This window comes from Streptomyces sp. H27-H1 (genome assembly GCF_026627445.1).
In the GTDB taxonomy this organism is placed as follows: Bacteria; Actinomycetota; Actinomycetes; order Streptomycetales; family Streptomycetaceae; genus Streptomyces.
Window position 1 is genome coordinate 46,267 of the sequence record NZ_JAPNLJ010000004.1, and the last position, 23,988, is coordinate 70,254.

Below are 23,988 nucleotides of genomic sequence, written 5' to 3' on the forward strand. Positions count from 1 at the left end.
GTCACTAACCCCTCAAGGGTACGTGAGCGGTTGACTCCTTCAGTTCTAACCTTTAATCTCAATTTAGAAGGTTAGATATTTCTGGAGAGGGAGCCGATATGACCACCGTCATCAGCAAGCTGCGCACCGGCCACGTGGGCCTGAACGTCACGGACCTCGACCGGTCGCTCGTCTTCTACCGGGACGGCCTCGGCTTCGAGCTGCTCGGCGAGGGCAAGGAGGAGGACCGGCGCTTCGCCTTCCTCGGCCAGGACGGGGAACTCGTGCTCACCTTGTGGCAGCAGGCCGAGGGGGCCTACGCGCCCGCCGCGGCCGGACTGCACCACCTCGCGCTCTCCGCGGACGCGGTCGAGGAGGTCAGGGCGTACGAGGAGCGGCTGCGCGCTCTGGGCGTGGCCTTCGCCTACGAGGGGGTCGTCCCCCACGGCGAGGGGGCGGCATCCGGCGGGATCTTCTTCCACGATCCCGACGGGACCCGTCTGGAGATCTCCGTGCCGACCGGCGCCGAAGGCGCCGAGGCTCCTACCACAGGGGCCCCGACCTGCGGGTTCTTCTAATGTCCGGGTATCACTGGGGTTCGCTGGCGGTCCAGGACCGGGTCGGTGTCCGCGAGCACGCCGTGCACGTCGGCCGCTCCGTCACCCCGCACATCAAGGACGTGGCCGCGGCCTTCCTGGCGCAGCAGCCGCACCTGGTCGTCGGCGCGGCCGACTCCGGCGGCCTGCTCTGGGCCTCAACGCTGACCGGCGCCCCCGGCTTCGTACGGGCCACCGGGCCGGACCGGATCACGGTCACCGGCGGGATCCCCGACGGCGATCCGCTCGCCGAGGCGCTGGCCACCGCCGGAACCAGGGTCGGGACCATCTCCCTCGACCCGCGCACCCGGCGCCGGATGCGGCTGGGCGGAACCCTGGAAGTGACCCCCGGCGGGTTCGCGCTGGCGGCCGAACGGGTCTTCGCGAACTGCCCCAAGTACCTCCAGAAGCGGCAGCCTGTCCAGCTCGCCGCCGAAGGGGCCGGTGTCGTGCGGCGCGGGGACGCGCTCACCCCCGACCAGGAGCGGGCCGTCCGCGCCGCCGACACCTTCTTCATCGCCACCTCCGCCGGTGCGGACGGGGCGGATGCGAGCCACCGGGGCGGAATGCCGGGCTTCGTCGAGGTGCTGTCCCCGACCGAACTGGCCTGGCCGGACTACCCGGGCAACGCGATGTTCCTGACGCTGGGGAACCTGCTGGCGGACTCGCGGGCCGGGCTGCTGTTCCCGGACTGGGAGAGCGGGGCGCTGCTCCAGCTCAGCGGGCGGGCGGAGCCCGAGTTCGGGCCGGGCGGGGAGCGGCGGGTCCGCTTCCGGGTCGGGTCGGTGGTGGAGAGCGTGCACCCGGGGCGGCTGCTGTGGAGCACCCCGGAGTACTCGCCGGCGAATCCGGCCCTGTCCTAGACGACCCGGCCGCTTCGCCTGCCCTCGTGGTTGCGCCCTCACCTGGGCAGGACGACGAGGTAGGCGGCGGGCTCGCGGTCGTCGGACGCCGTCAGGGCGGTCCGTACGACCGCCGCCTGCTGCTCGGGCCAGTCGCGGAGCTTGCGCGGGGTGATGTGCAGGACGGTCACCCCGCAGCGTTCCAGGGCCTCCCGCTTGCGTACGGACTCCGACCACTGCTCGTCCTCGCCCTGGCGCGGGGCCCGGGTGTCGATCTCGATGGCGACCGCCTGCTCCGGCCAGTAGGCGTCGACCCCGCCCAGGTGCGGGCCGCCGGGCAGTCGCAGGTCGACGTTCCAGACGGGCTCGGGGAGCTCGAAGCCCCGTACGAGCTGGTAGAGCCGGTCCTCGGCGATGGCCCGGCCCTCGGCGAGCAGCGATTCGACGGCGTCCACAACGTGCGGGCGGTTCAGCAGCCGGGCCACGGTCAGCTCCCGCACCACGGCGGCCGGTTCGCAGTGCCCGCCGCGGACGGCCTCGCTGAGCAGGCGGCGGACCGTGCCGGCGTCGGAGAGGTGGGCGACGGCGTCGGCGACGGCGCGGGCCACGGGCGCGACGGGCAGCCCGGTGACCTCCATCGGCCGGGGCGGGGTCTGCGCCCGGACGACGCGGACCTGCCCGGCGGAGCGCAGCCGGCGGGTGCTCGGGACGAGGACGTCGATGTGGGGGAGGCCGAGCAGGGCGGGGGCGGAGGAGAACCGGTACAGCGCGAGGGCCGCCAGCCCGGTGATCATGACCTCGCCGCCGTGCCGCCCCGCGTAGAGGAGCGCCGCGTGCAGCCGCTCCTCGCTGGTCGCGGTCCCCGGGTGGAGCAGGAACACCCCGGGCAGGATCTGCTGCCAGGACCGCTCGGCGGCGTCGGAGGCGGTGACCCCGTGCTCGCGGAGCTGGGCCAGGGACAACACCCGGGGGCGGTTGTCGCTGAGGTGGGCGAGGGGGAGGGGTGCGTTGTGGTTCATGACTCTGAGGTTCCCTCAGGCCATGGCCTCGCTAACCCCTGTTACACATTCGTCGGCAAATCGGGACAAGCCAGGGCTAAAGTACGGGCGTTCGATAGCCGATGGAGTGCGCCGGTACGGCCCGTTCCCCGGGGCTCGCGCCCCAGGCCGCGCGCCCCGAACGCCCGTCCGGCGTCCGAGGACCCCGCAGGGTCAGCCCGCCGCCACGTCGCAGCCCTGCGCGCGCAGCGCGCGGGCCAGGTCGTCGCGGGACTCCAGCACCAGGCGGCGCAGCGCCGGCGGGGCCGGCTCGTGCGCCGCCAGCCACGCGTCGGTGGCGTCCACCGTCGCCTGGGAGCTCTGCAGCGAGGGGTACAGGCCCCTCACCACGTCCATGCCGATCTGGATCGACCGCTCGGCCCAGATCCGCTCGATCACGGCGAAGTAGCGCTCCGTGTACGGCGCGAGCAGGGACCGCTGCGAGGACTGCTGCATTCCCGCGATCGTCGCCTCGACCAGCGCGTTCGACAGTGTGTCCGACTCCACCACCGCGGCCCACGCCTGGTCCTTGACCGCCGCCGACGGCCGCGCCGCCAGGCACCGCACCTGGTGCCGCTTGCCCGACGCCGTGTCGTCCCGCGTCAGTTCGGCCGCCAGGACCTCTTCGCCGATCGCCCCGTGCGCGGCCAGCGGCAGCAGGAAGTCCCAGCGCAGCTCCTGGTCCACCTCCAGCCCGTCGATCCGCGCCGATCCCGCAAGCAGCCCGAGCAGCAGCTGGAAGTCGCCCTCGGTCGTCGAGCTCGCCGCGAAGAAGCGGGCCCACGTCAGCTGGTGCTCCGACCCCGGCTCCGCGAACCGCAGTTCCTGCAGCGCGCACGCCGCCAGCACCTTGCCGCCCTGCTCCCGCCAGGCGGGCGCCGCGTAGTTGGTGACGGCGGTCAGCGACTGCGCGTGCAGCATCTGGAGCACGCCGACGTCCGTCTCCCGGCCCGCGTGGGCCAGTACCAGCGAGACGAAGTCCCGTGCCGGCATCAGCGCGTCACGCGTCAGGTTCCACAGCGCCGACCAGCACAGCGCGCGGGCCAGCGGATCCGCCACGGAGCCCAGGTGCGAGCGCAGCGTGGCCAGCGACACCTCGTCGAAGCGGATCTTGCAGTAGGTGAGGTCGTCGTCGTTGACGAGCACCAGGGCGGGCTTCTCCTGCCCGGCCAGTTCGCCGATGACCGTCCGGGCCCCCGCGACGTCCGCCTCGGCCCGCGCGTAGCGGACCAGCGCCCCGTCCGGGTCCAGCCGGTACAGGCCCACCGCGACCCGGTGCGGGCGGAGTTCGTCGCCGTCCTGGACCACCGCCAGTTCGGTCACCCGGCCGCCCGCGTCGCAGGTCACCACCGGGGTCAACGCGTTCACGCCGGCCGTCTGCAGCCAGGCCCGCGACCATTCGGCCATGTCGCGTCCGGAGACCTCCGCGAGCACCGACAGCAGATCGTCCAGGGTGGTGTTCCCGTAGGCGTTCGCCTTGAAGTAGCGCCGCGCGCCCTCCAGGAAGGCGTCCCGCCCCACGTACGCCACGAGCTGCTTGAGCACCGCGGCGCCCTTGGCGTAGGTGATGCCGTCGAAGTTCAGCTTCGCGTCCTCCAGGTCACGGATGTCGGCCGTGACGGGGTGCGTGGACGGCAGCTGGTCGGCCCGGTAGGCCCACGCCTTGCGGCTGTTGGCGAAGGTGACCCACGCCTGGTCGAAGCGGGTGGCCTCGACCAGCGCGAAGGAGCCCATGAAGTCCGCGAAGGACTCCTTCAGCCACAGGTCGTCCCACCACTTCATGGTGACCAGGTCGCCGAACCACATGTGGGCCATCTCGTGCAGGATCGTGTTCGCACGCCGCTCGTACGAGGCCTGCGTGACCTTCCCGCGGAAGATGTACTCCTCCCGGAAGGTCACCATCCCCGGGTTCTCCATGGCGCCCAGGTTGTACTCCGGCACGAAGGCCTGGTCGTACTTCCCGAAGGGGTAGGGGTAGTCGAAGATCTCGTGGAAGAGGTCGAAGCCCTGCTTCGTGACGAGGAACACCTCGTCGGCGTCGAAGTGCTTCGCCAGCCCCTTGCGGCAGATCGCACCGAGCGGGATCGTCAGCTCCCCGCGCGTGTAGGAGTCCGTGACGTAGTGGTACGGCCCCGCCACCACACAGGTGATGTACGTGGAGATCGGCGCGGTCTCGGCGAAGCGCCGGGTCTGCCCCTCGCGGGACTCCTCGGCGCCGTTGCTCCAGACCTGCCAGCCCTCGGGCGCCGTCACCTCGAAGCGGTACGGGGCCTTGAGGTCGGGCTGCTCGAAGTTCGCGTACACCCGCCGGGCGTCGGCCGGCTCGTACTGGGTGTAGAGGTAGACCTCGCCGTCCTCCGGGTCCACGAAGCGGTGCATGCCCTCGCCGGTCCGGCTGTACGCGCAGTTGGCGTCCACCACGAGCACGTTCTCGGCGGCCAGCGCGTCCAGGGCGATTCGCGAGCCGTCGAAGACGTCGGCCGGGTCCAGCTCGCGCCCGTTGAGGGTCACGCCGTTCAGCGAGGGCGCGATGAGGTCCGCGAAGCTCGCGGCTCCCGGAGCGGCGGCGCGGAACCGGACGGTGGTCACCGAGCGGAACGTCCTGGGGCCGTCGGCCGGTTCGGCCTCGTCCACCGCGGACCTCAAGTCGAGGACCACCTCGTACCCGTCGACGGACAGCAGCTCGGCCCGCTCGCGGGCCTCGTCACGGGACAGATTCTCTCCGGGCACGTGCACTCCTTCGTGCGTGATCGCGATACCTGACAGAATCTTCCCACGGGGGAATGAGTGTGCGGTCGGAGCCGTTGGGCAGGGAGGAACGTTCCGATATGAGGAGAGACATGGCTGACAGCCAGGCGCGCGAGAAGACCCCTGTCGACTTCTGGTTCGACCCCCTGTGCCCGTGGGCCTGGATGACGTCCCGCTGGATGCAGGAGGTCGAGCAGGTCCGTGACGTAGAGGTCCGCTGGCACGTGATGAGCCTCGCGATCCTGAACGAGAACAAGCTCGACGAACTGCCCGAGGTCTACCGCGACCTGCTCGGCCCCAAGGGCTGGGCCCCCGTTCGTGTGGTCGTCGCCGCCCAGCAGAAGTTCGGCGACGAGGTCACCGGCAAGCTCTACACCGCGCTCGGCACCCGCTTCCACAACGAGGGCCAGGGCCCGACCCGCGAGGCCATCGCCGCGGCCCTGGACGAGGTGGGCCTGCCCGCCGAGCTGATCCACTACGCCGACTCGAACGAGTACGACGAGGTCCTGCGCGACTCCCACAACGACGGCATCAACCGGGTCGGCCAGGAGGTCGGCACGCCGGTCATCTCGGTGCCCGGCGCCGACGGCGACGAGGTCGCGTTCTTCGGTCCGGTCGTCACCCCCGCCCCGCGCGGCGAGGCCGCGGCCCGCCTCTGGGACGGCACCCTGCTGGTCGCCTCGACGCCCGGCTTCTACGAGATCAAGCGCACCCGTACCCAGGGCCCGATCTTCAACTAGTCGGGAGGTCCCCCAGGGGGCCCAGGAGGGCCGCTCCCGAGAGGCGGGCGTCGCTTTCCTCCCTTAACGTCCCCCTATGGTGACCAGCTCGACGCATGAGGGTACGCGCGGGGAACCCCTCGGCCGCAGCGGCGGCCGGGCGGAGCCCGCGATACCGAACGGCAACGCCGCACACGCCAGCCTGCCCGCACGCCCCCGAGACCGGGTGCTGCGGGCAGTTTGCGTTGCGGTGCCCCCGCTGTGGACGGCCCTCGGGGTCCGCCACGCCGCCGGCACCCTGCGCCACTACCTCCGGGGCACGGGCCGCCCGTACCGGGTCGACGCGCGGGCCCTGCTCGCCGTGCCCGCCGTGCGCCAGGAGGTGGACCGGCGCCTGGCCGAGTGGCGGGAGGCCGCGCGGGCGCTCGGCGAGCCCGGCGCGTACGCGGCGGACAGCGGCTGGCGCGGGGTGCTGATCACCCGGCGGGGCAGTGCGGACTGGTGGCTGGCGCTGCGCGGGGCCCAGTACCGGATCAGCGGCACGGTACGGGTCCACGAGGGCGGGTCCGTGGTGAGCGACTACCGCTTCCAGGTGCACAAGAGCTGGAACTTCGACCGCGGGGAGTCGGAGTTCGCCATCCCCTTCACCCCGTTCGCGCGGCTCCACGAGACGGGTCTGGCCCGGGAGTTCACGGTGGTCGGCGAGGTGGACGGACTCGTCGACGGGGCGGACGGCGGGGGACGCACAGAAGACCCCCGCGAGTCATGTCCTCGTGAGGGCCTTCTGGTGGACACGCCCGCACGCGAAGGTTGAGAAGACGATCACGAGGCGGACGGGCTTTCGGGGGTGCGATCAGCCCTTGACGGGGATCAGCAGCGGGGTGTTCGCCCTGGCGTCGGCGTAGCGCTCGGCCACGTCCTGCCAGTTGACGACGTTCCACATCGCCTCGATGAAGTCCACCTTCTGGTTCTTGTACTGCAGGTAGAAGGCGTGCTCCCAGGCGTCGAAGACCAGGACCGGGGTGCTGGCGATGCCGACGCTGCCCTGGTGGTCGTAGATCTGCTCGACGATCAGGCGACCGCTGACGGGCTCGTACGCGAGTACGCCCCAGCCGGAGCCCTGCGTCGCGGAGGACGCGAAGGTCAGCTGCTTGCGGAACTTCGCGAAGGAGCCGAAGGACTCGGTGATCGCGTCCGCGAGCTCGCCCAGGCCGTCGGCCGCGGTGGGCTCGCCGCCACCCTCGTCGGTCTTCGGGTTGGCCATGTTGTGCCAGTAAATGCTGTGCAGGATGTGGCCGGAGAGGTGGAACGCGAGGTTCTTCTCCAGGCCGTTCAGCGCGCCCCAGTTCTCCTTTTCGCGCGCCTCCTCCAGCTGCTCCAGCGTGTTGTTGGCTCCCGTGACGTAAGCCGCGTGGTGCTTGTCGTGGTGCAGCTCGATGATCTCCGGGTTGATCACCGGCTCAAGAGCCGCGTAGTCGTAAGGAAGCTCAGGAAGCGTGTAGATGGCCATGCGTGTGATCCGGTCCCCTCAGCGTGCCTGCCAGCTGCTTATTGCAATAGATATGCAACTGCACGCTAACAGTATCTATTGCTCGCCACGCATGAGGGTTGCCTGCAAAACGAAGGCGCGCCCCATGCCATCGCATGAGGCGCGCCCGGGAGTTCCGTCCTGGTCAGGCCGCGGTCGCCGCCCGGCGTTGGAGGGCGTAGCCGGTGACGGACAGCGCCACGGTCAGGCCGCCGGTGAAGATCAGCTGGATCCGAGTGTCGTCACCCATGGCCATCAGCACCAGGATGGCGAGGATGCCCGCCAGCGCGACCCACGTCAGGTACGGGAAGCCCCACATCTTCACGACCGGCTTCCCGGGGGCCTCGCGTTCGATGCGGCGCCGCAGCATGAACTGCGAGACGGCGATGAAGCCCCAGACGACGAGGATGACGCCGCCGACCATGTTGAGCAGCCAGGCGAAGAGGGTCTCCGGGTACCAGTACGACAGCAGCACGGTGACGAAGCCGAAGGCGCAGGAGGCGACGACCGCGCGGCGCGGCACCCGGCCGGTGACCTTGCCCAGGGCCTTGGGGCCCTGGCCACGGGAGACCAGGGAGTAGGCCATGCGCGAGGAGCCGTAGATGTTGGCGTTCATCGCCGACAGCAGGGCGATCAGGATGACCACGTTCATGACCTGGCCGGTGTGCGCGATGCCGAGGTGGTTCAAGGTGGCCGCGTACGGGCCGTCGGCGGTCACGGACGGGTCGTTCCACGGCAGTAGCGTGACGATGACCAGCATGGAGCCGACGTAGACGATGGCGATCCGCCACATGGTGGTGCGCACGGCCTTGGCGACGCTGCGGACCGGGTTCTCGGATTCGGCCGCCGCGATGGTCACCGTCTCCAGGCCGCCGTACGCGAACACGGAGGCGAGCAGCCCCAGCAGCAGCCCGTCCACGCCGTTGGGCAGGAAGCCGCCGTCGTGCAGCAGGTTGGCGGAGCCGGGGGAGTCGGTGCCGGGCAGCACGCCCAGGACGGCCAGGACGCCCAGGCCCAGGAAGAGCCCGATCGCGCCGATCTTGAGGGCGGCGAACCAGAACTCGAACTCGCCGAAGTTGGAGACGGCCCCCAGGTTGGACCCGCAGAACATCGCCATGAAGATCAGCACCCACATCCACGACGGGGTGCCCGGCAGCCAGTTCGTCATGATGTGCGCGGCGCCGATGGCCTCGACGGCCACGCCCACGCACAGCAGCGTCCAGAACAGCCACCCGGCGGTGAAGCCGGCCCAGGGGCCGATGGCGCGGTCGGCGTGGACCGAGAAGGAGCCGGAGGAGGGGTTGGCCGCGGACATCTCGCCGAGCATCCGCATGACGAGCATCACGAGCACGCCGGACGCGGCGTACGCGAGGACGATCGAGGGGCCGGCGGCGGCGATGCCGGCGCCGGAGCCCACGAAGAGTCCCGCGCCGATGACGCCGCCGAGGGCGATCATCGAGAGGTGGCGCTGCTTGAGTCCGTTGCCGAGGGGCGAGCGGCCGCCGGGTCCGGTGCCGGATCCTGCCGGGTTCTGCTGCTCGGGCGGGGTCAGAGTGCTCTGGCTCATGGGGGTGCTGCCTGTCCGGTGTGCGGGGGACGGGGGAGGTGCTCCAGTCTGCCCACCGTCCGTTTATCGGACATTTACCGTCCAAGATCCGGACACCTGCTTCACCCGGCGTGATCACCCACCCGCGCAAACAGGTCGGGCCCGGGGCGAAAGCCCCGGGCCCGGCCCGTAGTGTCCCGCGCCTCAGGGACGAACGACCCGGGACTCCCGCTTCTCGCGGAACTCCCGGATCCACGCCACCAACAGCACCGCCCCCGCGGCGCCCGCGGACCACAGCAGCTGCGGCCGCGCCGAATCGTCGAACAGCATCAGCACCAGCACCGCGGCCATCCCGATCAACGCCGCCCACGTCGCGTACGGGAACAGCCACATCGGCAGCGTCAGCCGCTCCGGCATGTCCCGCTCGATCTTCGGGCGCAGCTTCAGCTGCGAGATCGCGATCAGGGCCCACACGAAGAGCAGCACCGCGCCGACCGCGTTGAGCATGTAGAGGAAGATCGTGTCCGGCCACAGCAGGTTCAGCACCACCGAGACGAACCCGAAGGACACGGACGCGAAGACCGCCCGGCGCGGCACCCCGCCGGCCGACACCTTCAGCAGGGACTTCGGCGCTTCGCCCCGCTCCGCCAGCGAGAACACCATGCGCGAGGACCCGTACAGGTTCGCATTGAGCGCCGACAGCAGGGCCACGAAGATCACGACGTCCATGATCTGGCCGGCGTGCGCGATGCCGATCGAGTCGAGGACGGCTACGTACGGGCTCTGGCCCGGCGCCAGCGAGTCCCACGGCAGCAGGGTCACGATGACCACCATCGAGCCGACGTAGAAGAAGAGGATGCGCCACACGGCGCTGCGCACCGCGCGGGACACGGACCTGGCCGGGTCGTCCGACTCGGCGGCCGCGATCGTGACGACCTCCAGGCCGCCGAAGGCGAAGACGACGGCCAGCATGCCGGCCACCACACCGCTCGCGCCGTTCGGGAAGAAGCCGCCCTGGCCCGTCAGGTTGGCCATGCCGACCGGGTCCGTGTCGGGCAGGAAGCCGAAGACGGCCAGCGTGCCGAGGATCAGGAACAGCACGATCGCGCCGACCTTGAGGGCCGCGAACCAGAACTCGAACTCGCCGAAGTTCTTCACGGCGGCCAGGTTGCTCACGGTGAAGACCACCATGAAGAGGAGCACCCAGACCCACTGGTCCACCGCGGGCAGCCAGCCGTTCGCGATCGTCGCCGCGGCGGTCGCCTCCACGGCCAGCACCACGACCAGCAGGAACCAGTACAGCCAGCCCGCCGAGAAGCCGGCCCAGCGGCCGAGCGCCTTCTCCGCGTAGACGGAGAAGGAGCCGGAGGCGGGCATCGCCGCCGACATCTCGCCGAGCGCCCGCATCACCAGCATCGCGAGGACGCCCGCGAGCAGGTACGAGCAGATGATCGCGGGACCGGCGATGGTGATGCCGGCGCCGGAGCCGACGAACAGCCCGGCGCCGATCACGCCGCCGAGGCCAAGCATGGTCAGGTGGCGCTGCTTGAGGCTGTGGCTCAAAGGCTCCGGTGGGAGCTCGTCCATGGGGGCAGGAGGGGCGGACGGGAGGTCGCGCATGAGGGGTGCTCGTACTCTCTGAGGCCTGGCGGCGGTGGGGGCTCCGCGACAGTTGGAGGGATCCAACAGTCTGTCCGGAGAGCGTCCATCCGCGCAAAACGGACGTGTCATCCGTCATCGCCCGTGACGCGGATCACTTCAACTCGGGCTCCGAGCGGGATCTTTGTGTACTCCCCACCAAACCGGGGAGTACGGCTTTGTCCCGGGCCACCCTGATGCGGCGCCCGGCCCGGGACTAACGTCGGTGATCGTCCTGTCGCCCCCACCTCCCGCGGAGTCCCCGATGAGCACTGCTTCCGTCTCCTTCCGGCCCGGCGCCGTCCTCGCCGACCTGCTGCCCGCGAGTCGCGTCCGCGACATCGCGCTCGTGGCCGGCGGCGCTGCCCTCACCGGTCTGGCCGCGCAGATCGCCGTGCCCGTCCCCGGCTCCCCGGTCCCCGTCACCGGCCAGACCTTCGCGGCCCTCCTGGTCGGGACCGCCTTCGGCGCCCGCCGCGGCTTCCTCGCGCTGGCCCTCTACGCCCTCGTCGGCATGGCCGGCGTGCCGTGGTTCGCGGGCGGCACCTCCGGCGCGGGCGGAGCCTCCTTCGGCTACGTGCTCGGCATGCTGCTCGCCGCCACCGTCGTGGGCGCCCTCGCGCGGCGCGGCGCCGACCGCTCGGTCCCGCGTACGGCGGGCGCGATGATACTGGGCTCCGCGGTCATCTACGCCGTCGGCGTCCCCTACCTCGCGCTGTCCACCGGGATGTCCTTCGGCGCGGCCGTCGCGGCCGGGCTGACGCCCTTCCTGATCGGCGACGCACTCAAGGCCGTACTGGCGATGGGCCTGCTGCCGGCCACCTGGAAGCTCCTCGGCCGCGGCTGACGGCCCCTGGCGCCCTGCCTGACGCCCCACCTCCTGGCGCCCTGCCTGGCGCCCGCCCCTGACGCACAGCGGCCCCGGACCACGCGTGGTGGTCCGGGGCCGCTGCACGTGCGGTGCGGAGCGTCGCTCTCGCGGCGCCGTACCTACGCGGAGACGCGCGCGGCGGCCTTGCGGCGCACGTCGCGGACCACGCCGATCACCAGCACCACGGCCGCGACCAGCAGCGACAGCAGGACGGTCTCGCGGTTGTCCTTGTCGTAGACCATGTAGCCCAGGACAAAGGTGATCATCGCGGCGGTGGCCCAGGTCAGGTACGGGAAGAACCACATCTTCACCGTCACCTTCTCCGGGGCCTCGCGCATCAGGATCCCGCGCATCCGCAGCTGGGTCAGGCAGATGGCCAGCCACACGAACAGCGCGATCGCACCCGAGGCGTTCAGGAGGAAGCTGAAGACCGTGTCCTTGAAGGCGTAGTTGAAGTAGACGGCGACGAAGCCGAACACCACCGAGCCCAGGATCGCGGCCGTCGGCACGCCCCTCTTGTTCACCTTGGCGAAGGCCTTCGGCGCGTCGCCGCGCTCGCCCAGCGAGAACGCCATGCGGGAGGCGGTGTACAGCCCCGAGTTCAGGCAGGACAGCACGGCCGTCAGGACGATCACGTTCATGATCTGGCCGGCGTGCGCGATGCCGATCGAGTCCAGGGCGGCGACGTACGAGCCCTTGTCCACGATCGACTTGTCGTTCCACGGCAGCAGGGTCAGCACGATGAAGATCGAGCCCAGGTAGAAGATGCCGATCCGCCAGATCACCGAGTTGGTGGCCTTGGTGACCGCGCGCCGCGGGTCCTCGGACTCCCCGGCGGCCAGCGTGACGATCTCGCTGCCCATGAAGGAGAAGACGACCATCAGCACGCCGGTGAGGACCGAGCCCCAGCCGTTCGGCATGAAGCCGCCCACGTCGGTGAGGTGGGCGAAGCCCGCACCCGGGTTGTCCGAGCCCGGCAGCACACCGAAGACGGCCAGCAGGCCGACGATCACGAAGCCGCCGATGGCGACCACCTTGATGCCGGCGAACCAGAACTCGAACTCGCCGTACGAGGCGACCGAGCCGAGGTTGGTGACCGTCAGCACGGCCATCACGATCAGCGCCCAGGCCCACTGCGGGACGGCCGGGACCCAGCCTTCGAGGATGACGGCGCCCGCGGTGGCCTCCACGGCCAGCACGACGACCCAGAAGAACCAGTACAGCCAGCCGATGGAGAAGCCGGCCCAGCGGCCGAGCGCCCGGTCGGCGTATGCGGAGAAGGAGCCGGAGTTCGGGCTGGCGGCGGCCATCTCGCCCAGCATCCGCATGACGAAGACGACCATCGCGCCGACCAGCGCGTAGGAGATCAGGATGGCGGGGCCGGCCTTGGCGATACCGCCGCCGGAGCCGACGAAGAGTCCGGCGCCGATGACACCGCCGATGGCGATCATGGACAGGTGGCGGTTCTTGAGACCTGCCTTGAGGCCGTCGGAAGGCTGGGCGTCGCCGGGGTTACCGGTGGGGTCGCCTGCCTTCTGAAGGGTCGTCGTGGAACTCATGCACGATTCCTTAGCTTCTCGGGTTGCGAGCCCCGGCATTCAAACCTGAGATGAACGCAGGACGGAAGACCCCAATCCGGATCGTTGCGTATGGACGAAGGTCCGGGACTTCGGTCCTGCGGTGTCCCATCTGCGTTCTTTGGGTTTACTTGAGCTTTAGAAGTGACTTACGCGACACCCCGCAGCGGGTCGCCCCGCCCGCTCGTGCCACACTCGTCCCATGCGCGTGTACCTCGGATCCGACCATGCCGGCTTTGAGCTCAAGAACCACCTGGTGGACTGGCTCAAGAACAACGGCCACGAGCCCGTCGACTGCGGGCCCCACATCTACGACGCGGTGGACGACTACCCGCCGTTCTGCCTCCGCGCCGCGGAGAAGACCGCCGCGGACGCCGACTCCCTCGGCATCGTGATCGGCGGCTCCGGCAACGGCGAGCAGATCGCCGCGAACAAGGTCAAGGGCATCCGCGCCATCCTCGCGTGGAGCGTCCAGACCGCCGAGCTCGGCCGCGAGCACAACAACGCCAACGTCATCTCCGTCGGCGGCCGCATGCACACCGAGGACGAGGTCGTCAGCTTCGTCGACGCGTTCTTGAAGACCCCGTACTCCGACGAGGAGCGCCACACCCGCCGCATCGACATGCTCTCGGCCTACGAGCAGACCGGCGAGCTCCCCCCGATCCCGGCGCACCACCCGCAGGGCTGATTTCCGCTTCCGGCCGCGGCGCCCCCAGGGCGGCGCGGCCGGTTTTTTCTTTCCGAGGAGTACCGCCGTGCCCGAGGGGCATACGATCCACCGCCTCGCCCAGGACCACACCGAGCGCTTCGCCGCCCGCCGGGTCCGGGTGAGCAGCCCGCAGGGCCGTTTCGCCGAGAGCGCCGCCCTGCTCGACGGGCGCGAGCTGGAATCCGCCGAGGCACACGGCAAGCACCTCTTCCTCGAACTCGGCGACGCCTGGATCCACATCCACCTCGGCCTCTTCGGCAAACTCGGCTTCGGCCCCGCCCCGGCCCCGCCGGCCACCGACACGGTCCGGCTGCGGCTCCTGAACGATGACCACTACGCCGACCTGCGCGGCCCCACCGCCTGCGCGCTGGTCGGCGACGGCGAGAAGAAGGCCGTCCACGACCGGCTCGGCCCGGACCCGCTGCGCCCGGCCGACGACCCCGACCGCGCCTGGGCCCGGATCTCCCGCTCCCGCACCACCGTCGCCGCGCTGCTCATGGACCAGAAGGTGATCGCGGGCGTCGGCAACGTCTACCGCGCCGAGGTGCTCTTCCGGCACGGCATCGACCCCTACCGCCTCGGCAAGGACCTCACCCGGGGCGAGTGGGACGCGATCTGGGCCGACCTGGTGCTGCTCATGCGCGAGGGCGTGCGCAACAACCGCATCGACACCGTCCGCGACGAGCACCTGCCCGAAGCCATGGGCCGCCCGCCGAGGGTGGACGACCACGGTGGCGAGGTGTACGTCTACCGGAGGGCGAACATGCCCTGCCACATCTGCGGGGGCGAGATCCGCACCGCCGGTCTCGCCGCCCGCAACCTCTTCTGGTGCCCGGGATGCCAGGCCCGCTAGCGCTACGCCGGGCGCCGCGACACGGCGAACCCCCCGGTCACAGCACCAGGGCCTGCTCAACCAGGGCTGCTCAGCTACGGCCTGCTCAACCAGGGCCTGCTCAGAACCCGTGCGGCAGCCACGGGGCCACGTCGCCCGCGAAGGCCCGTGAGACGCGGGCCAGTGTGCCCGGACGCAGCTCGCGCACCTGCCCCGCGGCGGCCAGCGAGGTCAGCGTGATCCCGCCGAGGTAGGCCGCGCCGAGCTCCCGAACGGACAGTTCCAGGTCGGCCGGGTCCTTTGTCCGGGTACAGACCGGGGTGCCGTCCGCTTCGGCGGTCAGCCGCCAGCGCCCCGTGTTCCAGGGGCAGAAGGCGTCCTCGACCTCCAGCACCACGTCCACCGGAGCCCCGTAGGTCCGCGCGGTCAGCGCCGCCGGAAGGTCCACGAGCCGCAGGTGCAGCATGTCGCGGTGGCGCGGGCGGGTCCGGCGGATGTCGGTGGCCAGGTGCAGGATCGGGTCGTCCATCGGACGCTTGAAGGTCCGGATGGTCCAGGTCAGGTCGATCCCGAAGAGGTACCGCCACAGCGCCGCGTACGCCGCCGGGTCGAGCGCGTCGAGGTCGGCGAGGTCCACCTTGCCGTCCGAGCCGGTCACGCTCCAATCGGGCTTGACCCGGTAGCGGGCGTAGCCGACCACCTCGCCGTCCGGCCGCTCGGCGACCACGCACTTGAGCGGCGATCCGCCGTTCCTCATCGACTCCGTGTCCAGCAGCGCTTGCAGCTCCCAGCCCGGCTGCCGGGCCGGCGTCCCCGGACGGCCGGGGACCAGCGCCGCGTAGACCCGCTCGCAGTCGGCCAGCGCCTTCTGCGGATCGACGAGCCGCAGGGTCAGTTCGTCGGTGCCCGGCGGCACGGAGAGCCGTACGCGGGTGGTGTCGATGTCGAAGGCCAGCGAGTAGATGGCGGTGCCGTAGCCGAAGCGCCCGTAGATCGCCGGATCCGAGGCCGTCAGCACGGCGATCGGTTCACCACCCGCCCGGATCTCGTCCAATTGACGGCGCATGAGAGAAGTGAGCACACCCTGCCTGCGGTGGGTGGGGGCGACGCCCACCATCGTGACCCCGGCGGCGGGCACGAGCGCCCCACCGGGCACGGAGAGGCGGAAGGAGAAGGCCCCCGCCGAGCCCACGCAGGCTCCGCCGTCCCAGACGCCGAGCGAGCGTTCCATCTCGGTCAGGGACTTGTAGAGTTCACGCTCCTCGGGGGATTCGGGCACACCACCGAACGCCAGTTCCAGGTGGTCGTACCAGACATCCCACTCATCAGCATTCAATACGCGCGTCTCAAGAGCCATACGGCCATCCCTATCAGGGCAATCCGTCCCAGGCGAACCGTTTTCGAGCGCCAATGGGCCCATGTCCGGGGGTACCCCTGCGCACGCACAGCCAGGATGGATAGGGTCCCGAAGCAATGGCCGGAGCACACGTGGAGTCCCTCCTGGCCCGGACGCGCATGCTGTCGCACCGGGCCCGCACAGCCCTGCGCAAATCGGCCGTCGACTACTTCCGCGGCGACGCCTCCGACTGGCTCGCCTTCGTCGGCCTGCTGCTCGCCATCCCGGCCATCGCCTGCGGCACGCTGATGCTGCCCGTGTGGTTCTCGCCCTCCGCACTCGTCCTGCCCATCGTGGCCGGCGGCCTGCTGCTGCGCCCCGCCAGCCTGCTCACGCTGTACGCGGCCTCCGCGGGCGCGCTGATCGTCGAGGCCCTCGTCCTCGGCCCCTACACCCAGGGCCCCGCCCGGGTCACCCCCGGCACGGTGCTGGTCGTCGCGGCCTGCGGCTTCTTCGGCTTGGTCATCGCCCAGTTCCGCAGCCGCGTCGGCGTGCCCTGGCGGCGCGGCGGCACCATGCTCTTCGACCTGCGCGAACGCATCCGGGTACAGAGCAAACTGCCCGCCCTGCCACGCGGCTGGCACCGCGAGATGGCCCTGCGCCCGGCCGGCGGGCAGTCCTTCTCCGGCGACTTCGTGGTCGCCGCCCGCACGAACGGCGGCCGCACCCTGGAGATCGTCCTCACCGACGTCTCCGGCAAGGGCATGGAAGCGGGCTCCCGCGCCCTCCTCCTCTCCGGAGCCTTCGGCGGCCTCCTCGGCGCCCTGCCCCCGCACGGCTTCCTGCCCGCCGCCAACGGCTACCTGCTCCGCCAGGACTGGGACGAGGGCTTCGCCACCTCCATCCACCTCGTCCTCGACCTGGAGACCGGCGACTACGAACTCCTCTCCGCCGGCCACCTGCCCGCCCTCCAGCTCTCCGCCGGCACCGGCCGCTGGCAGGAGATGTCCGGCGAGGGCCCGCTCCTCGGCGTCTACGACGGCGCCGAATTCACCCCCGCCCGCGGCAGCCTCCGCCCCGGCGACGTCCTGATGCTCTTCACCGACGGCCTGGTCGAAACGGCCGAACGCGAGATCAGCGAGGGCATCGACCGCCTCACCGGCGAAGCCGACCGCTACGTCGGCGCCGGCTGGGAGGGCGCGACCTGGCACCTCATCGAAAAGGTCGCCAAGGACGTCAACGACGACCGCGCCCTGCTGCTGATCCGCCGCTCGGTCTGACACGATGCGCGGCTCGGCCTGAACCGCCCGCCGCTCGGCCTGACCGGATCCACCACTCTTTCCGCCGTTCCTTCCCCCGGCGGTCGGTCCTCCCGGCCGTCCGCTGCCCGGCTGATCGTCTCCACCCCTCGGCCCGACCGCTCGCCGCCTGGTCCGACTGATCCACCCGGCTGCCGATGCGCCTGGTCTGCGGATCCTCCGTGGCAGGGGCCGTCACCCGCGGCTCGCCCAGTCCTTTGCCCGGTCCGGCTGTCTGCCGACGGGTCTGGCGTACGGTTCCTCCGTGGCGGCCGCCGCCACCCCGACCCCGGCCTCCACGGCCTCCCTGCCCGCCGCACCCTGCGCCTCAGTCGAACCTGATGTGCCGCACCCCGACCAGCGCGCGCCGAACCCGCCCGCGGAGCGCGCCGTCGGTGTCCGGCGCCACGTACAGCCCGGCGCAGGCACCGACCCGCGCGGCCACCTCGGCCACACCGATCCGATCGGTCTCCACCTGCTCGGCGAACTCCGGCGCCCGCAGGGCCTCCAGACACCCGTCCAGCCGGGCCACCGCGAAACTCTCCCGCTTCAACCCGCGCCCCAAACCCCGCTCGCGCAGTCGTCGCAGCACGGTCGCACGCTCGGCCAGCAGCGCGAAGTGGCGTACGTCGTGCCCGCGTTCGCGCAGCCGGCCCACCGTTTCGGCGAAGTACCCGACATCGGTGAGGGTCATGGGCACGATCACCGCACCGGGGTGCTCACGGGCCGCCAGATCCAGCACCTCGAACACGCCCTGCCGCCACGCGGGAAGATCCTGGAAGTCCCCGCGCAGCGCCGGCGGGGTCATCCGGTGCAGCCCGAACCCGACGTGCTCCGGATCGCACACCACACTCCCGGACACCCGCCGGTGCAGGGCGTACGCAGTCTGCGTCTTCCCGCCGCCGAAGGGCCCGTTGAGCCACACGATCACACCCACGCCCACACCTCCCACCCGGGCCCGCTCCTGCCGAGGCCCGCGGGCCGCGTCGCACGAACCTTGCCGACGTCCGTCAACTGCGCCGGCCGCGGCCTGGTCGCATCACCCCGAGCCACCACCCTGCCCACCCGCCCCGCCACCACACCCCCGGCCGGGGCCCACTCCACGACACCACCGCCCCGAACCCACCGCTTCGCGACCATCTCCAGACCCTACGGCCCGGCTCCCCGCCAGCCCGAACCCCGCGCGCCTGCACTGCCCCGCACGCAGAGGCGCGCGAGGTACCGCCGCGTGCGGGTTTCGGCCGCTGCAGCGATCCGTACGGCTTTGTGCGGGCTCCGGCCCGCGCGGCGACCCACACGGCCGCGTGCGGGCCGCGCCCCGCGCAGCGCAGCGAACCGCACGGCCGTGCATCCGCCCCCGCCGCGCAGCGCCCGGCACCGCTGTGTGCAGGCCCGCCTCGCGCGACGAACCGCACGGCCCTGCATGGGTCCGGCCCGCGCAGCGCCCCACACCGTCGTGCATCCTCCCTAGCCGCGCAGCGATCCGCCCCGCGCGGCGAAGCCCGCCGTCGGGTACCCGTCCCAGCCGCGCAGCGACCCGCCCGGCCACTCGGTTGCGATTGGCCCGTTCGGCGCGGCCCGGCGGGACATAGCGTGCCCCCATGGACCGCACCCTCGCCGCCGACCTGGCCCGCCTCCCCGAGCTCCTCGCCGCCACCCGCGACGCCGCCGCCGCGACGCTCGCGGCGCTGGACGCGCGTCCCGTCGTACCTCCCCGCCCGGACGGGAGCCCGGCTCCGGAGCCGCTCCCCGAACACGGCGCCGGCACCGACTCGGCCCTCGCCGCCTTCGGGGAGCGCTGGGCCGGGCGGCTGTCGGCCTCCGCCGGGCCCCGCTACCTCGGCTTCGTCACCGGCGGCGCCACCCCCGCTGCCCTCGCGGGCGACTGGCTCACCGCGGTCCACGACCAGAACTCCAACTCCGCCCTGGACGGCGCCGGACAGGACCTCGAACGCGAGACCGTCACCTGGCTCCGCGAGCTCTTCCACCTCTCCGACGCCCACACCGGGACCTTCGTCAGCGGCGCCACCATGTCCAACACCACCGGCCTGGCCATCGCCCGCGAATGGCTAGGCGAACGCCTCGGCGTCTCCCCGGCCGAGGACGGCGCGGCCGCCCTCGGCCCGGTCCGCGTCCTGTCCGGTGCCCCGCACTCCTCCATCGCCAAGGCCCTCTCCGTCCTCGGGCTCGGCCGCGCCGCCCTGGTCCCCGTACCGACCCTGCCCGGCCGCGAGGCCGTGGACCCGGCCGCCCTGGACCGCGCCCTCGCCGACTCGGCCGGCCGGCCCGCCGTCGTCGTCGCCAACGCCGGCACCGTCAACACCGTGGACTTCGACGACCTCCGCGCGATCGCCGCCCTCCGCGAACGCCATGACTTCTGGCTGCACACGGACGCCGCGTTCGGCGCCTTCGCCGCGCTCTCCCCGGAGCACGCCCACCTCACCGACGGCCTCGACGCCTCCGACTCCGTCTGCGTCGACCTGCACAAGTGGCTCAACGTCCCCTACGACAGCGCCGTCCAGTTCACCCGCCGCCGCGACCTCCAGGCCCGCGTGTTCCAGAACGCCGCCGCCTACCTCGGCCCACTCGGCGAGGATCCCGACCTGGTGCACCTCACCCCGGAGAACTCCCACCGACTGCGCGCCCTCGCTGCCTGGTTCACGCTGCGCGCCTACGGCCGCGAGGGCCACCGCGAGATCGTGGAACGCGACATCGCCTGCGCCCGTTCCCTCGGCGAAGCCCTCTCCCGGGACCCGTACTTCACCGTCCTCGCCCCGGTCCGGCTGAACGTCGTCTGCTTCACCCTCGCCAAGTCGCCCACCCCGGCCCGCCTCACGGCCCTGCGCGAGGCCGCCGGACCCGAGGTGTTCGTCACCCCCACGACGTACGCGGGAACCCCCGCCCTGCGCGCGGCGTTCTCCAACTGGCGTACCACGCAAGCGGATGTACGCCGGGCCGCGCAGGCCCTCCACGCGGCGGCAAAGGAGCTCGTATGACGGACGGACCGCTGACACTCATCGAGGTCGAGGCACTGGCCCGCGCCGCACACGAGGGCCAGACCGACAAGGCCGGCCGGCCGTACGCCGAACACCTGGCCGCCGTCGCCGAGGGCGTCCGCGTCCGCGGCGGCACCGCCGAACAGCAGGCGGCGGCCTGGCTCCACGACGCGATCGAGGACGAAGCCCTCACCCCGGCCTGGCTGGAATCGGCCGGACTCCCGCAGTCCGTCAAGGACATGGTCCTGGCCGTCACCAAACGGCCCGGCGAACCGGTCGAGGCGTACACGGCCCGCATCCTCGCCACCCCCGGCGCCCTGCTGGTCAAGGAAGCCGACCTGGCCCACAACGCGGACCCCGCCCGCCTCGCGGTCCTCGACGCCCCCACCCGCGACCGGCTGTCCGGGAAGTACGCCAATGTCCGTTCCCTGCTCGGCCTCACCACGCCCTGACGCAAACGCAACCCTGTCTCTTCTTCACGAGACGGATAGCCGGGGCCCGTTGGTGGGAAGATGGACGATGTGGGGGTGCGCACGGCCGCACCCCGGGCCGACCAGGGGACGACCGAAGGTGTGATCAGAAGTGGCCATTTCGCTGTCAGTAGTGGTTCTGTTGGCGATCATCCTGGTGGTGCTCGTCCGTGGAGGCCACCTCAAGGCCGGCCCCGCGATCGTCGCCGTCCTCTTCGGTTTCTTCCTCGCGTCCAGCTCCATAGCTCCGGACGTCAACCGATTCCTGAACTCCCTCGCGGACACGATCGCGGGCATCAAACTCTGAGCAAGCAACCCCGAGGCACCACACAACCCCGGGAACGCATCAGGGCCAGGTCCGAGGAAACATCCTCTGACCTGGCCCTGAGCCATCTGGAGCGGGTGACGGGAATCGAACCCGCGTAGCTAGTTTGGAAGACTAGTGCTCTACCATTGAGCTACACCCGCAACGCGTGCGCCGCAGGTCCGGGGACCTCGGCACGAACAGCATCCTAGCGGGTCCCGGTGGGGGATCGCACACCGCATTTGCCGCCCGCGCGTGGCCGCGGGGGTGCCGGGCCGGTGTTTTCGCCGAAACTCCGCGCGGCGGAGGGTCTCCAGGCATGTACCCTACGTGTCGCACCGACGGGGTGTGGCGCAGCTTGGTAGCGCGTCCGCTTTGGGAGCGGAAGGTCGTCGGTTCGAATCCGGCCACCCCGACCAGCAGGAGTAGCGCGCGGATCTTCTACGGAGACCGCGCCGATGATCGCGTTGTGGGCTGATTGCCGCTTGCGGCTACTATGCAAGCTGCGTGCCCGTGTGTCTGATGTACCGGGCCCGATCCGCTGAGAACCGCTAGACCGCGGCGACAAGCGGAGACCCCCAGCAGTCAGCCACCAAGGAGACCGAACCGTGAAGAGCGCCGTGGAGACCCTGAACCCGACTCGGGTTCGGTTCACTGTTGAGGTGCCCTTCGAGGAGCTCAAGGACAGCCTCGACGCGGCCTACAAGAAGATCAACCAGCAGGTCACGGTGAAGGGCTTCCGCAAGGGTAAGATCCCGGCCCGCGTCATCGACCAGCGCTTCGGCCGCGGTGCGGTGCTGGAGGAGGCCGTCAACGACGCCCTCCCGAAGTTCTACACCGAGGCCGTCACCGAGGCCGACCTGAACCCGCTGGGCCAGCCCGACGTCGACATCACGGAGCTGAAGGACGGCGAACTGCTGGCCTTCACCGCCGAGGTCGACATCCGCCCCGCGATCGAGATCCCGGACTACTCCGGCATCGAGGTCACCGTGGACGCCGTCGAGGTCTCGGACGAGGACGTCGAGAAGTCGGTCGAGCAGCTTCGCGGCCGTTTCGCGTCCACCAAGGACGTCGAGCGCGCCGCCGAAGAGGGCGACGTCGTGACGATCGACCTCGAGGCCAAGGTCGACGGCGAGGTGCTGGAGGACGGTGTCGCCCAGGACGTCTCCTACACCATCGGCTCGGGCGAGCTTCTTGAAGGCATCGACGAGGCCGTCAAGGGCCTGGAGGCGGGTGGCGAGGCCACCTTCGCCTCCCAGCTGAAGGGCGGCTCCGCCGAGGGCAAGGACGCCGAGGTCACCGTCAAGGTCACCAAGGTCTCCGCCCGCGAGCTGCCGGAGCTGGACGACGAGTTCGCCGGCATGGCGAGCGAGTTCGACACCCTCGAAGAGCTCAAGGCGGACAGCCGCAAGCGCCTCGAGAACATGAAGCAGTACGACCAGGCCACGCAGGCCCAGGAGCGCGTCCTGGAGAAGCTGCTGGAGCTCGTCGAGGTCCCGATCCCCGAGAAGCTCCTCGCGGACGAGGTCCAGACCCGCAAGCACAACCTCGAGCACCACCAGCTCGGCCAGATGGGCATCGACCTCGAGAAGTACCTCGAGATCCAGGGCAAGACGGTCGAGGAGTTCGACGCCGAGACCGCCGAGCAGGCGATCAAGGGCATCAAGACCCAGTTCGTCCTCGACGAGCTGGTCAACAAGGAGAAGCTGAACGTGAACCAGGAGGAGCTCACCGAGCACCTCATGCGTCGCGCCGCCTCCTCCGGCATGTCCCCCGACCAGTTCGCTCAGGCGGTCGTCGAGGGTGGCCAGGTTCCGATGCTCGTCGGCGAGGTTGCCCGCGGCAAGGCCCTCGCGGCCGTCGTGGAGGCCGCCAAGGTCACCGACACCAACGGTGAGGTCGTTGACCTCTCCGATGACGAGGACGAGGCCGAGCAGGCCGCTGAGATCGTCGAGAACGCGGTCGAGGCCGACGGCGAGCTTGCCGCCGACGACACCAAGTAACACCCGGGTTCACCCCCGCTGAGCAGCGCCCGAGCACGCCCCGAAGGGCCCGTACGCCATCGCGTCCGGGCCCTTCGGCTTTCCCCCTGGAGGCCCTTCGCGAGGGGCCTTTGACCTTGCGCTCCGAGCGAACAGTTCGGGAAGCGGGATGGCGTTGTCGTAGCTGCGCGTTAGGGTCCATGAATACGAGGGCACGGGAGTACCCGACGCCGGCGGGCATCGTCCGCACGGCCGGTCCGCGCCCCAGAACGAGACGCTGAGACGGCACATGGCCGTCGGAGACGAGCAGGTGGATACGTGACGAATCTGAAGCCTTACGCCGCGGGTGAGCCGTCCATCGGTGGCGGCCTCGGCGACCATGTCTACAACCGGCTGCTCGGCGAGCGCATCATTTTCCTCGGTCAGCAGGTCGACGACGACATCGCCAACAAGATCACGGCGCAGCTCCTGCTCCTGGCCGCCGAGCCGGAGAAGGACATCTACCTGTACATCAACAGCCCCGGTGGCTCGGTGACGGCAGGCATGGCGGTCTACGACACCATGCAGTACATCCCGAACGACGTCGTCACCATCGGTATGGGCATGGCGGCCTCCATGGGCCAGTTCCTGCTCACCGGCGGCACCGCGGGCAAGCGCTTCGCGCTCCCGAACACCGACATCCTGATGCACCAGGGCTCCGCCGGTATCGGCGGCACCGCCTCGGACATCAAGATCCAGGCCCAGTACCTGCTGCGCACGAAGCAGCGCATGGCTGAGATCACCGCCCACCACTCCGGTCAGAGCGTGGAGACGATCATCCGCGACGGCGACCGCGACCGCTGGTACACGGCGGAAGAGGCCAAGGCTTACGGCCTCATCGACGAGATCATCTCCGCCGCGTCCCTGGTCCCCGGCGGCGGCGGCACCGGGGCCTGATCCCGGCCCCGGCGCGCGGGACCCCGCGAAGGGCCCGTACGCCC

At 70.9% G+C, this 23,988-nt stretch carries 21 protein-coding genes and 2 tRNA genes; 14 read left to right on the forward strand and 9 right to left on the reverse strand.

Annotated elements, in window-relative coordinates; all coding sequences use genetic code 11:
* Positions 1-98: 98 nt before the first annotated feature.
* Positions 99-557, forward strand: coding sequence for a VOC family protein (locus tag OTB20_RS05060; protein ID WP_267753730.1), 459 nt, complete (start codon positions 99-101; stop codon positions 555-557).
* The gene (locus OTB20_RS05065; RefSeq protein ID WP_267815400.1) at positions 557-1,438 is read left to right on the forward strand and encodes a pyridoxamine 5'-phosphate oxidase family protein; all 882 of its coding nucleotides are present in this window, start codon (positions 557-559) and stop codon (positions 1,436-1,438) included. The genes OTB20_RS05060 and OTB20_RS05065 overlap by 1 nt, the downstream gene beginning before the upstream one ends.
* A 38-nt stretch (positions 1,439-1,476) precedes the next feature.
* Here the strand turns inward: OTB20_RS05065 and OTB20_RS05070 are convergent, their stop codons facing one another.
* Positions 1,477-2,436 carry a hypothetical protein gene (locus OTB20_RS05070; protein ID WP_267815401.1) on the reverse strand — a complete coding sequence of 320 codons (960 nt, stop codon included), beginning with the start codon at positions 2,434-2,436 and terminating at the stop codon, positions 1,477-1,479.
* A 192-nt stretch (positions 2,437-2,628) separates the two neighbouring features.
* Positions 2,629-5,184 carry an aminopeptidase N gene (pepN, locus tag OTB20_RS05075; RefSeq protein ID WP_267815402.1) on the reverse strand — a complete coding sequence of 852 codons (2,556 nt, stop codon included), beginning with the start codon at positions 5,182-5,184 and terminating at the stop codon, positions 2,629-2,631.
* Positions 5,185-5,294: 110 nt separating this feature from the next.
* Here pepN and OTB20_RS05080 point away from each other — a divergent pair, with 110 nt between their 5' ends.
* Positions 5,295-5,942, forward strand: a complete 648-nt coding sequence (locus OTB20_RS05080; RefSeq protein ID WP_267815403.1) for a DsbA family protein — start codon at positions 5,295-5,297, stop codon at positions 5,940-5,942.
* A 76-nt stretch (positions 5,943-6,018) separates the two neighbouring features.
* Positions 6,019-6,735: a hypothetical protein gene (locus OTB20_RS05085; protein ID WP_267815404.1), complete on the forward strand. Its 717-nt coding sequence runs from the start codon at positions 6,019-6,021 to the stop codon at positions 6,733-6,735.
* A 39-nt stretch (positions 6,736-6,774) separates the two neighbouring features.
* On the opposite strand, the gene OTB20_RS05090 is transcribed toward OTB20_RS05085, so the two are convergent.
* From OTB20_RS05090 to OTB20_RS05100, 3 genes are all read right to left on the reverse strand, one after another.
* Positions 6,775-7,431, reverse strand: a complete 657-nt coding sequence (locus OTB20_RS05090) for a superoxide dismutase (protein WP_267815405.1) — start codon at positions 7,429-7,431, stop codon at positions 6,775-6,777.
* 163 nt (positions 7,432-7,594) lie between these two features.
* Complete coding sequence (locus OTB20_RS05095; protein WP_267815406.1) at positions 7,595-9,016, reverse strand: amino acid permease; 1,422 nt, start codon at positions 9,014-9,016, stop codon at positions 7,595-7,597.
* Positions 9,017-9,199: 183 nt separating this feature from the next.
* The gene (locus tag OTB20_RS05100; protein ID WP_267815407.1) at positions 9,200-10,582 is read right to left on the reverse strand and encodes an amino acid permease; all 1,383 of its coding nucleotides are present in this window, start codon (positions 10,580-10,582) and stop codon (positions 9,200-9,202) included.
* Between the two features lie 316 nt (positions 10,583-10,898).
* On the opposite strand from OTB20_RS05100, the gene OTB20_RS05105 reads away from it, so the two are divergent.
* On the forward strand, positions 10,899-11,480 hold the full coding sequence (locus OTB20_RS05105) for a biotin transporter BioY (RefSeq protein ID WP_267815408.1): 582 nt from the start codon (positions 10,899-10,901) through the stop codon (positions 11,478-11,480).
* Positions 11,481-11,623: 143 nt separating this feature from the next.
* Here the strand turns inward: OTB20_RS05105 and OTB20_RS05110 are convergent, their stop codons facing one another.
* Positions 11,624-13,063, reverse strand: coding sequence for an amino acid permease (locus OTB20_RS05110; RefSeq protein WP_267815409.1), 1,440 nt, complete (start codon positions 13,061-13,063; stop codon positions 11,624-11,626).
* 220 nt (positions 13,064-13,283) lie between these two features.
* On the opposite strand from OTB20_RS05110, the gene OTB20_RS05115 reads away from it, so the two are divergent.
* Both OTB20_RS05115 and OTB20_RS05120 read left to right on the forward strand, forming a co-directional pair.
* The gene (locus OTB20_RS05115; protein ID WP_267753748.1) at positions 13,284-13,769 is read left to right on the forward strand and encodes a ribose-5-phosphate isomerase; all 486 of its coding nucleotides are present in this window, start codon (positions 13,284-13,286) and stop codon (positions 13,767-13,769) included.
* Positions 13,770-13,836: 67 nt separating this feature from the next.
* On the forward strand, positions 13,837-14,643 hold the full coding sequence (locus tag OTB20_RS05120; RefSeq protein ID WP_267815410.1) for an Fpg/Nei family DNA glycosylase: 807 nt from the start codon (positions 13,837-13,839) through the stop codon (positions 14,641-14,643).
* A 100-nt stretch (positions 14,644-14,743) separates the two neighbouring features.
* On the opposite strand, the gene OTB20_RS05125 is transcribed toward OTB20_RS05120, so the two are convergent.
* Complete coding sequence (locus OTB20_RS05125) at positions 14,744-15,979, reverse strand: GNAT family N-acetyltransferase (RefSeq protein WP_267815411.1); 1,236 nt, start codon at positions 15,977-15,979, stop codon at positions 14,744-14,746.
* 116 nt (positions 15,980-16,095) lie between these two features.
* Between OTB20_RS05125 and OTB20_RS05130 the strand changes: the two genes are divergently transcribed.
* Positions 16,096-17,238: a PP2C family protein-serine/threonine phosphatase gene (locus tag OTB20_RS05130; RefSeq protein ID WP_267753753.1), complete on the forward strand. Its 1,143-nt coding sequence runs from the start codon at positions 16,096-16,098 to the stop codon at positions 17,236-17,238.
* Positions 17,239-17,584: 346 nt separating this feature from the next.
* Here OTB20_RS05130 and OTB20_RS05135 read toward each other — a convergent pair whose 3' ends face one another.
* Positions 17,585-18,187, reverse strand: a complete 603-nt coding sequence (locus tag OTB20_RS05135; protein WP_267815594.1) for an AAA family ATPase — start codon at positions 18,185-18,187, stop codon at positions 17,585-17,587.
* A gap of 670 nt (positions 18,188-18,857) precedes the next feature.
* On the opposite strand from OTB20_RS05135, the gene OTB20_RS05140 reads away from it, so the two are divergent.
* The 3 genes from OTB20_RS05140 (at position 18,858) to OTB20_RS05150 (ending at position 21,029) form a co-directional block, all read left to right on the forward strand.
* Positions 18,858-20,252, forward strand: coding sequence for a pyridoxal phosphate-dependent decarboxylase family protein (locus tag OTB20_RS05140; protein ID WP_267815412.1), 1,395 nt, complete (start codon positions 18,858-18,860; stop codon positions 20,250-20,252).
* A complete protein-coding gene (locus tag OTB20_RS05145; protein WP_267753202.1) occupies positions 20,249-20,704 on the forward strand; it encodes an HD domain-containing protein in 456 nt (151 codons plus the stop codon). The genes OTB20_RS05140 and OTB20_RS05145 overlap by 4 nt, the downstream gene beginning before the upstream one ends.
* 130 nt (positions 20,705-20,834) lie before the next feature.
* Positions 20,835-21,029, forward strand: a complete 195-nt coding sequence (locus tag OTB20_RS05150) for a hypothetical protein (RefSeq protein WP_250739483.1) — start codon at positions 20,835-20,837, stop codon at positions 21,027-21,029.
* A gap of 87 nt (positions 21,030-21,116) precedes the next feature.
* On the opposite strand, the gene OTB20_RS05155 is transcribed toward OTB20_RS05150, so the two are convergent.
* Positions 21,117-21,190 (reverse strand) — tRNA-Gly (locus OTB20_RS05155).
* 178 nt (positions 21,191-21,368) lie between these two features.
* Between OTB20_RS05155 and OTB20_RS05160 the strand changes: the two genes are divergently transcribed.
* From OTB20_RS05160 to OTB20_RS05170, 3 genes are all read left to right on the forward strand, one after another.
* Positions 21,369-21,445, forward strand: a tRNA-Pro gene (locus tag OTB20_RS05160).
* Between the two features lie 189 nt (positions 21,446-21,634).
* Complete coding sequence (tig, locus tag OTB20_RS05165; protein ID WP_267815413.1) at positions 21,635-23,029, forward strand: trigger factor; 1,395 nt, start codon at positions 21,635-21,637, stop codon at positions 23,027-23,029.
* A 297-nt stretch (positions 23,030-23,326) separates the two neighbouring features.
* On the forward strand, positions 23,327-23,944 hold the full coding sequence (locus OTB20_RS05170; RefSeq protein ID WP_267753207.1) for an ATP-dependent Clp protease proteolytic subunit: 618 nt from the start codon (positions 23,327-23,329) through the stop codon (positions 23,942-23,944).
* Positions 23,945-23,988: the final 44 nt, after the last annotated feature.

Coding starts and splice junctions, on each gene's coding strand:
- OTB20_RS05060 (WP_267753730.1), top strand. CDS start 99: ATGACCACCGTCATCAGCAAGCTGCGCACCGGCCACGTGGGCCTGAAC.
- OTB20_RS05065 (WP_267815400.1), top strand. CDS start 557: ATGTCCGGGTATCACTGGGGTTCGCTGGCGGTCCAGGACCGGGTCGGT.
- OTB20_RS05070 (WP_267815401.1), bottom strand. CDS start 2,436: ATGAACCACAACGCACCCCTCCCCCTCGCCCACCTCAGCGACAACCGC.
- OTB20_RS05080 (WP_267815403.1), top strand. CDS start 5,295: ATGGCTGACAGCCAGGCGCGCGAGAAGACCCCTGTCGACTTCTGGTTC.
- OTB20_RS05085 (WP_267815404.1), top strand. CDS start 6,019: ATGGTGACCAGCTCGACGCATGAGGGTACGCGCGGGGAACCCCTCGGC.
- OTB20_RS05090 (WP_267815405.1), bottom strand. CDS start 7,431: ATGGCCATCTACACGCTTCCTGAGCTTCCTTACGACTACGCGGCTCTT.
- OTB20_RS05095 (WP_267815406.1), bottom strand. CDS start 9,016: ATGAGCCAGAGCACTCTGACCCCGCCCGAGCAGCAGAACCCGGCAGGA.
- OTB20_RS05100 (WP_267815407.1), bottom strand. CDS start 10,582: ATGGACGAGCTCCCACCGGAGCCTTTGAGCCACAGCCTCAAGCAGCGC.
- OTB20_RS05105 (WP_267815408.1), top strand. CDS start 10,899: ATGAGCACTGCTTCCGTCTCCTTCCGGCCCGGCGCCGTCCTCGCCGAC.
- OTB20_RS05110 (WP_267815409.1), bottom strand. CDS start 13,063: ATGAGTTCCACGACGACCCTTCAGAAGGCAGGCGACCCCACCGGTAAC.
- OTB20_RS05115 (WP_267753748.1), top strand. CDS start 13,284: ATGCGCGTGTACCTCGGATCCGACCATGCCGGCTTTGAGCTCAAGAAC.
- OTB20_RS05125 (WP_267815411.1), bottom strand. CDS start 15,979: ATGGCTCTTGAGACGCGCGTATTGAATGCTGATGAGTGGGATGTCTGG.
- OTB20_RS05130 (WP_267753753.1), top strand. CDS start 16,096: ATGGCCGGAGCACACGTGGAGTCCCTCCTGGCCCGGACGCGCATGCTG.
- OTB20_RS05140 (WP_267815412.1), top strand. CDS start 18,858: ATGGACCGCACCCTCGCCGCCGACCTGGCCCGCCTCCCCGAGCTCCTC.
- OTB20_RS05145 (WP_267753202.1), top strand. CDS start 20,249: ATGACGGACGGACCGCTGACACTCATCGAGGTCGAGGCACTGGCCCGC.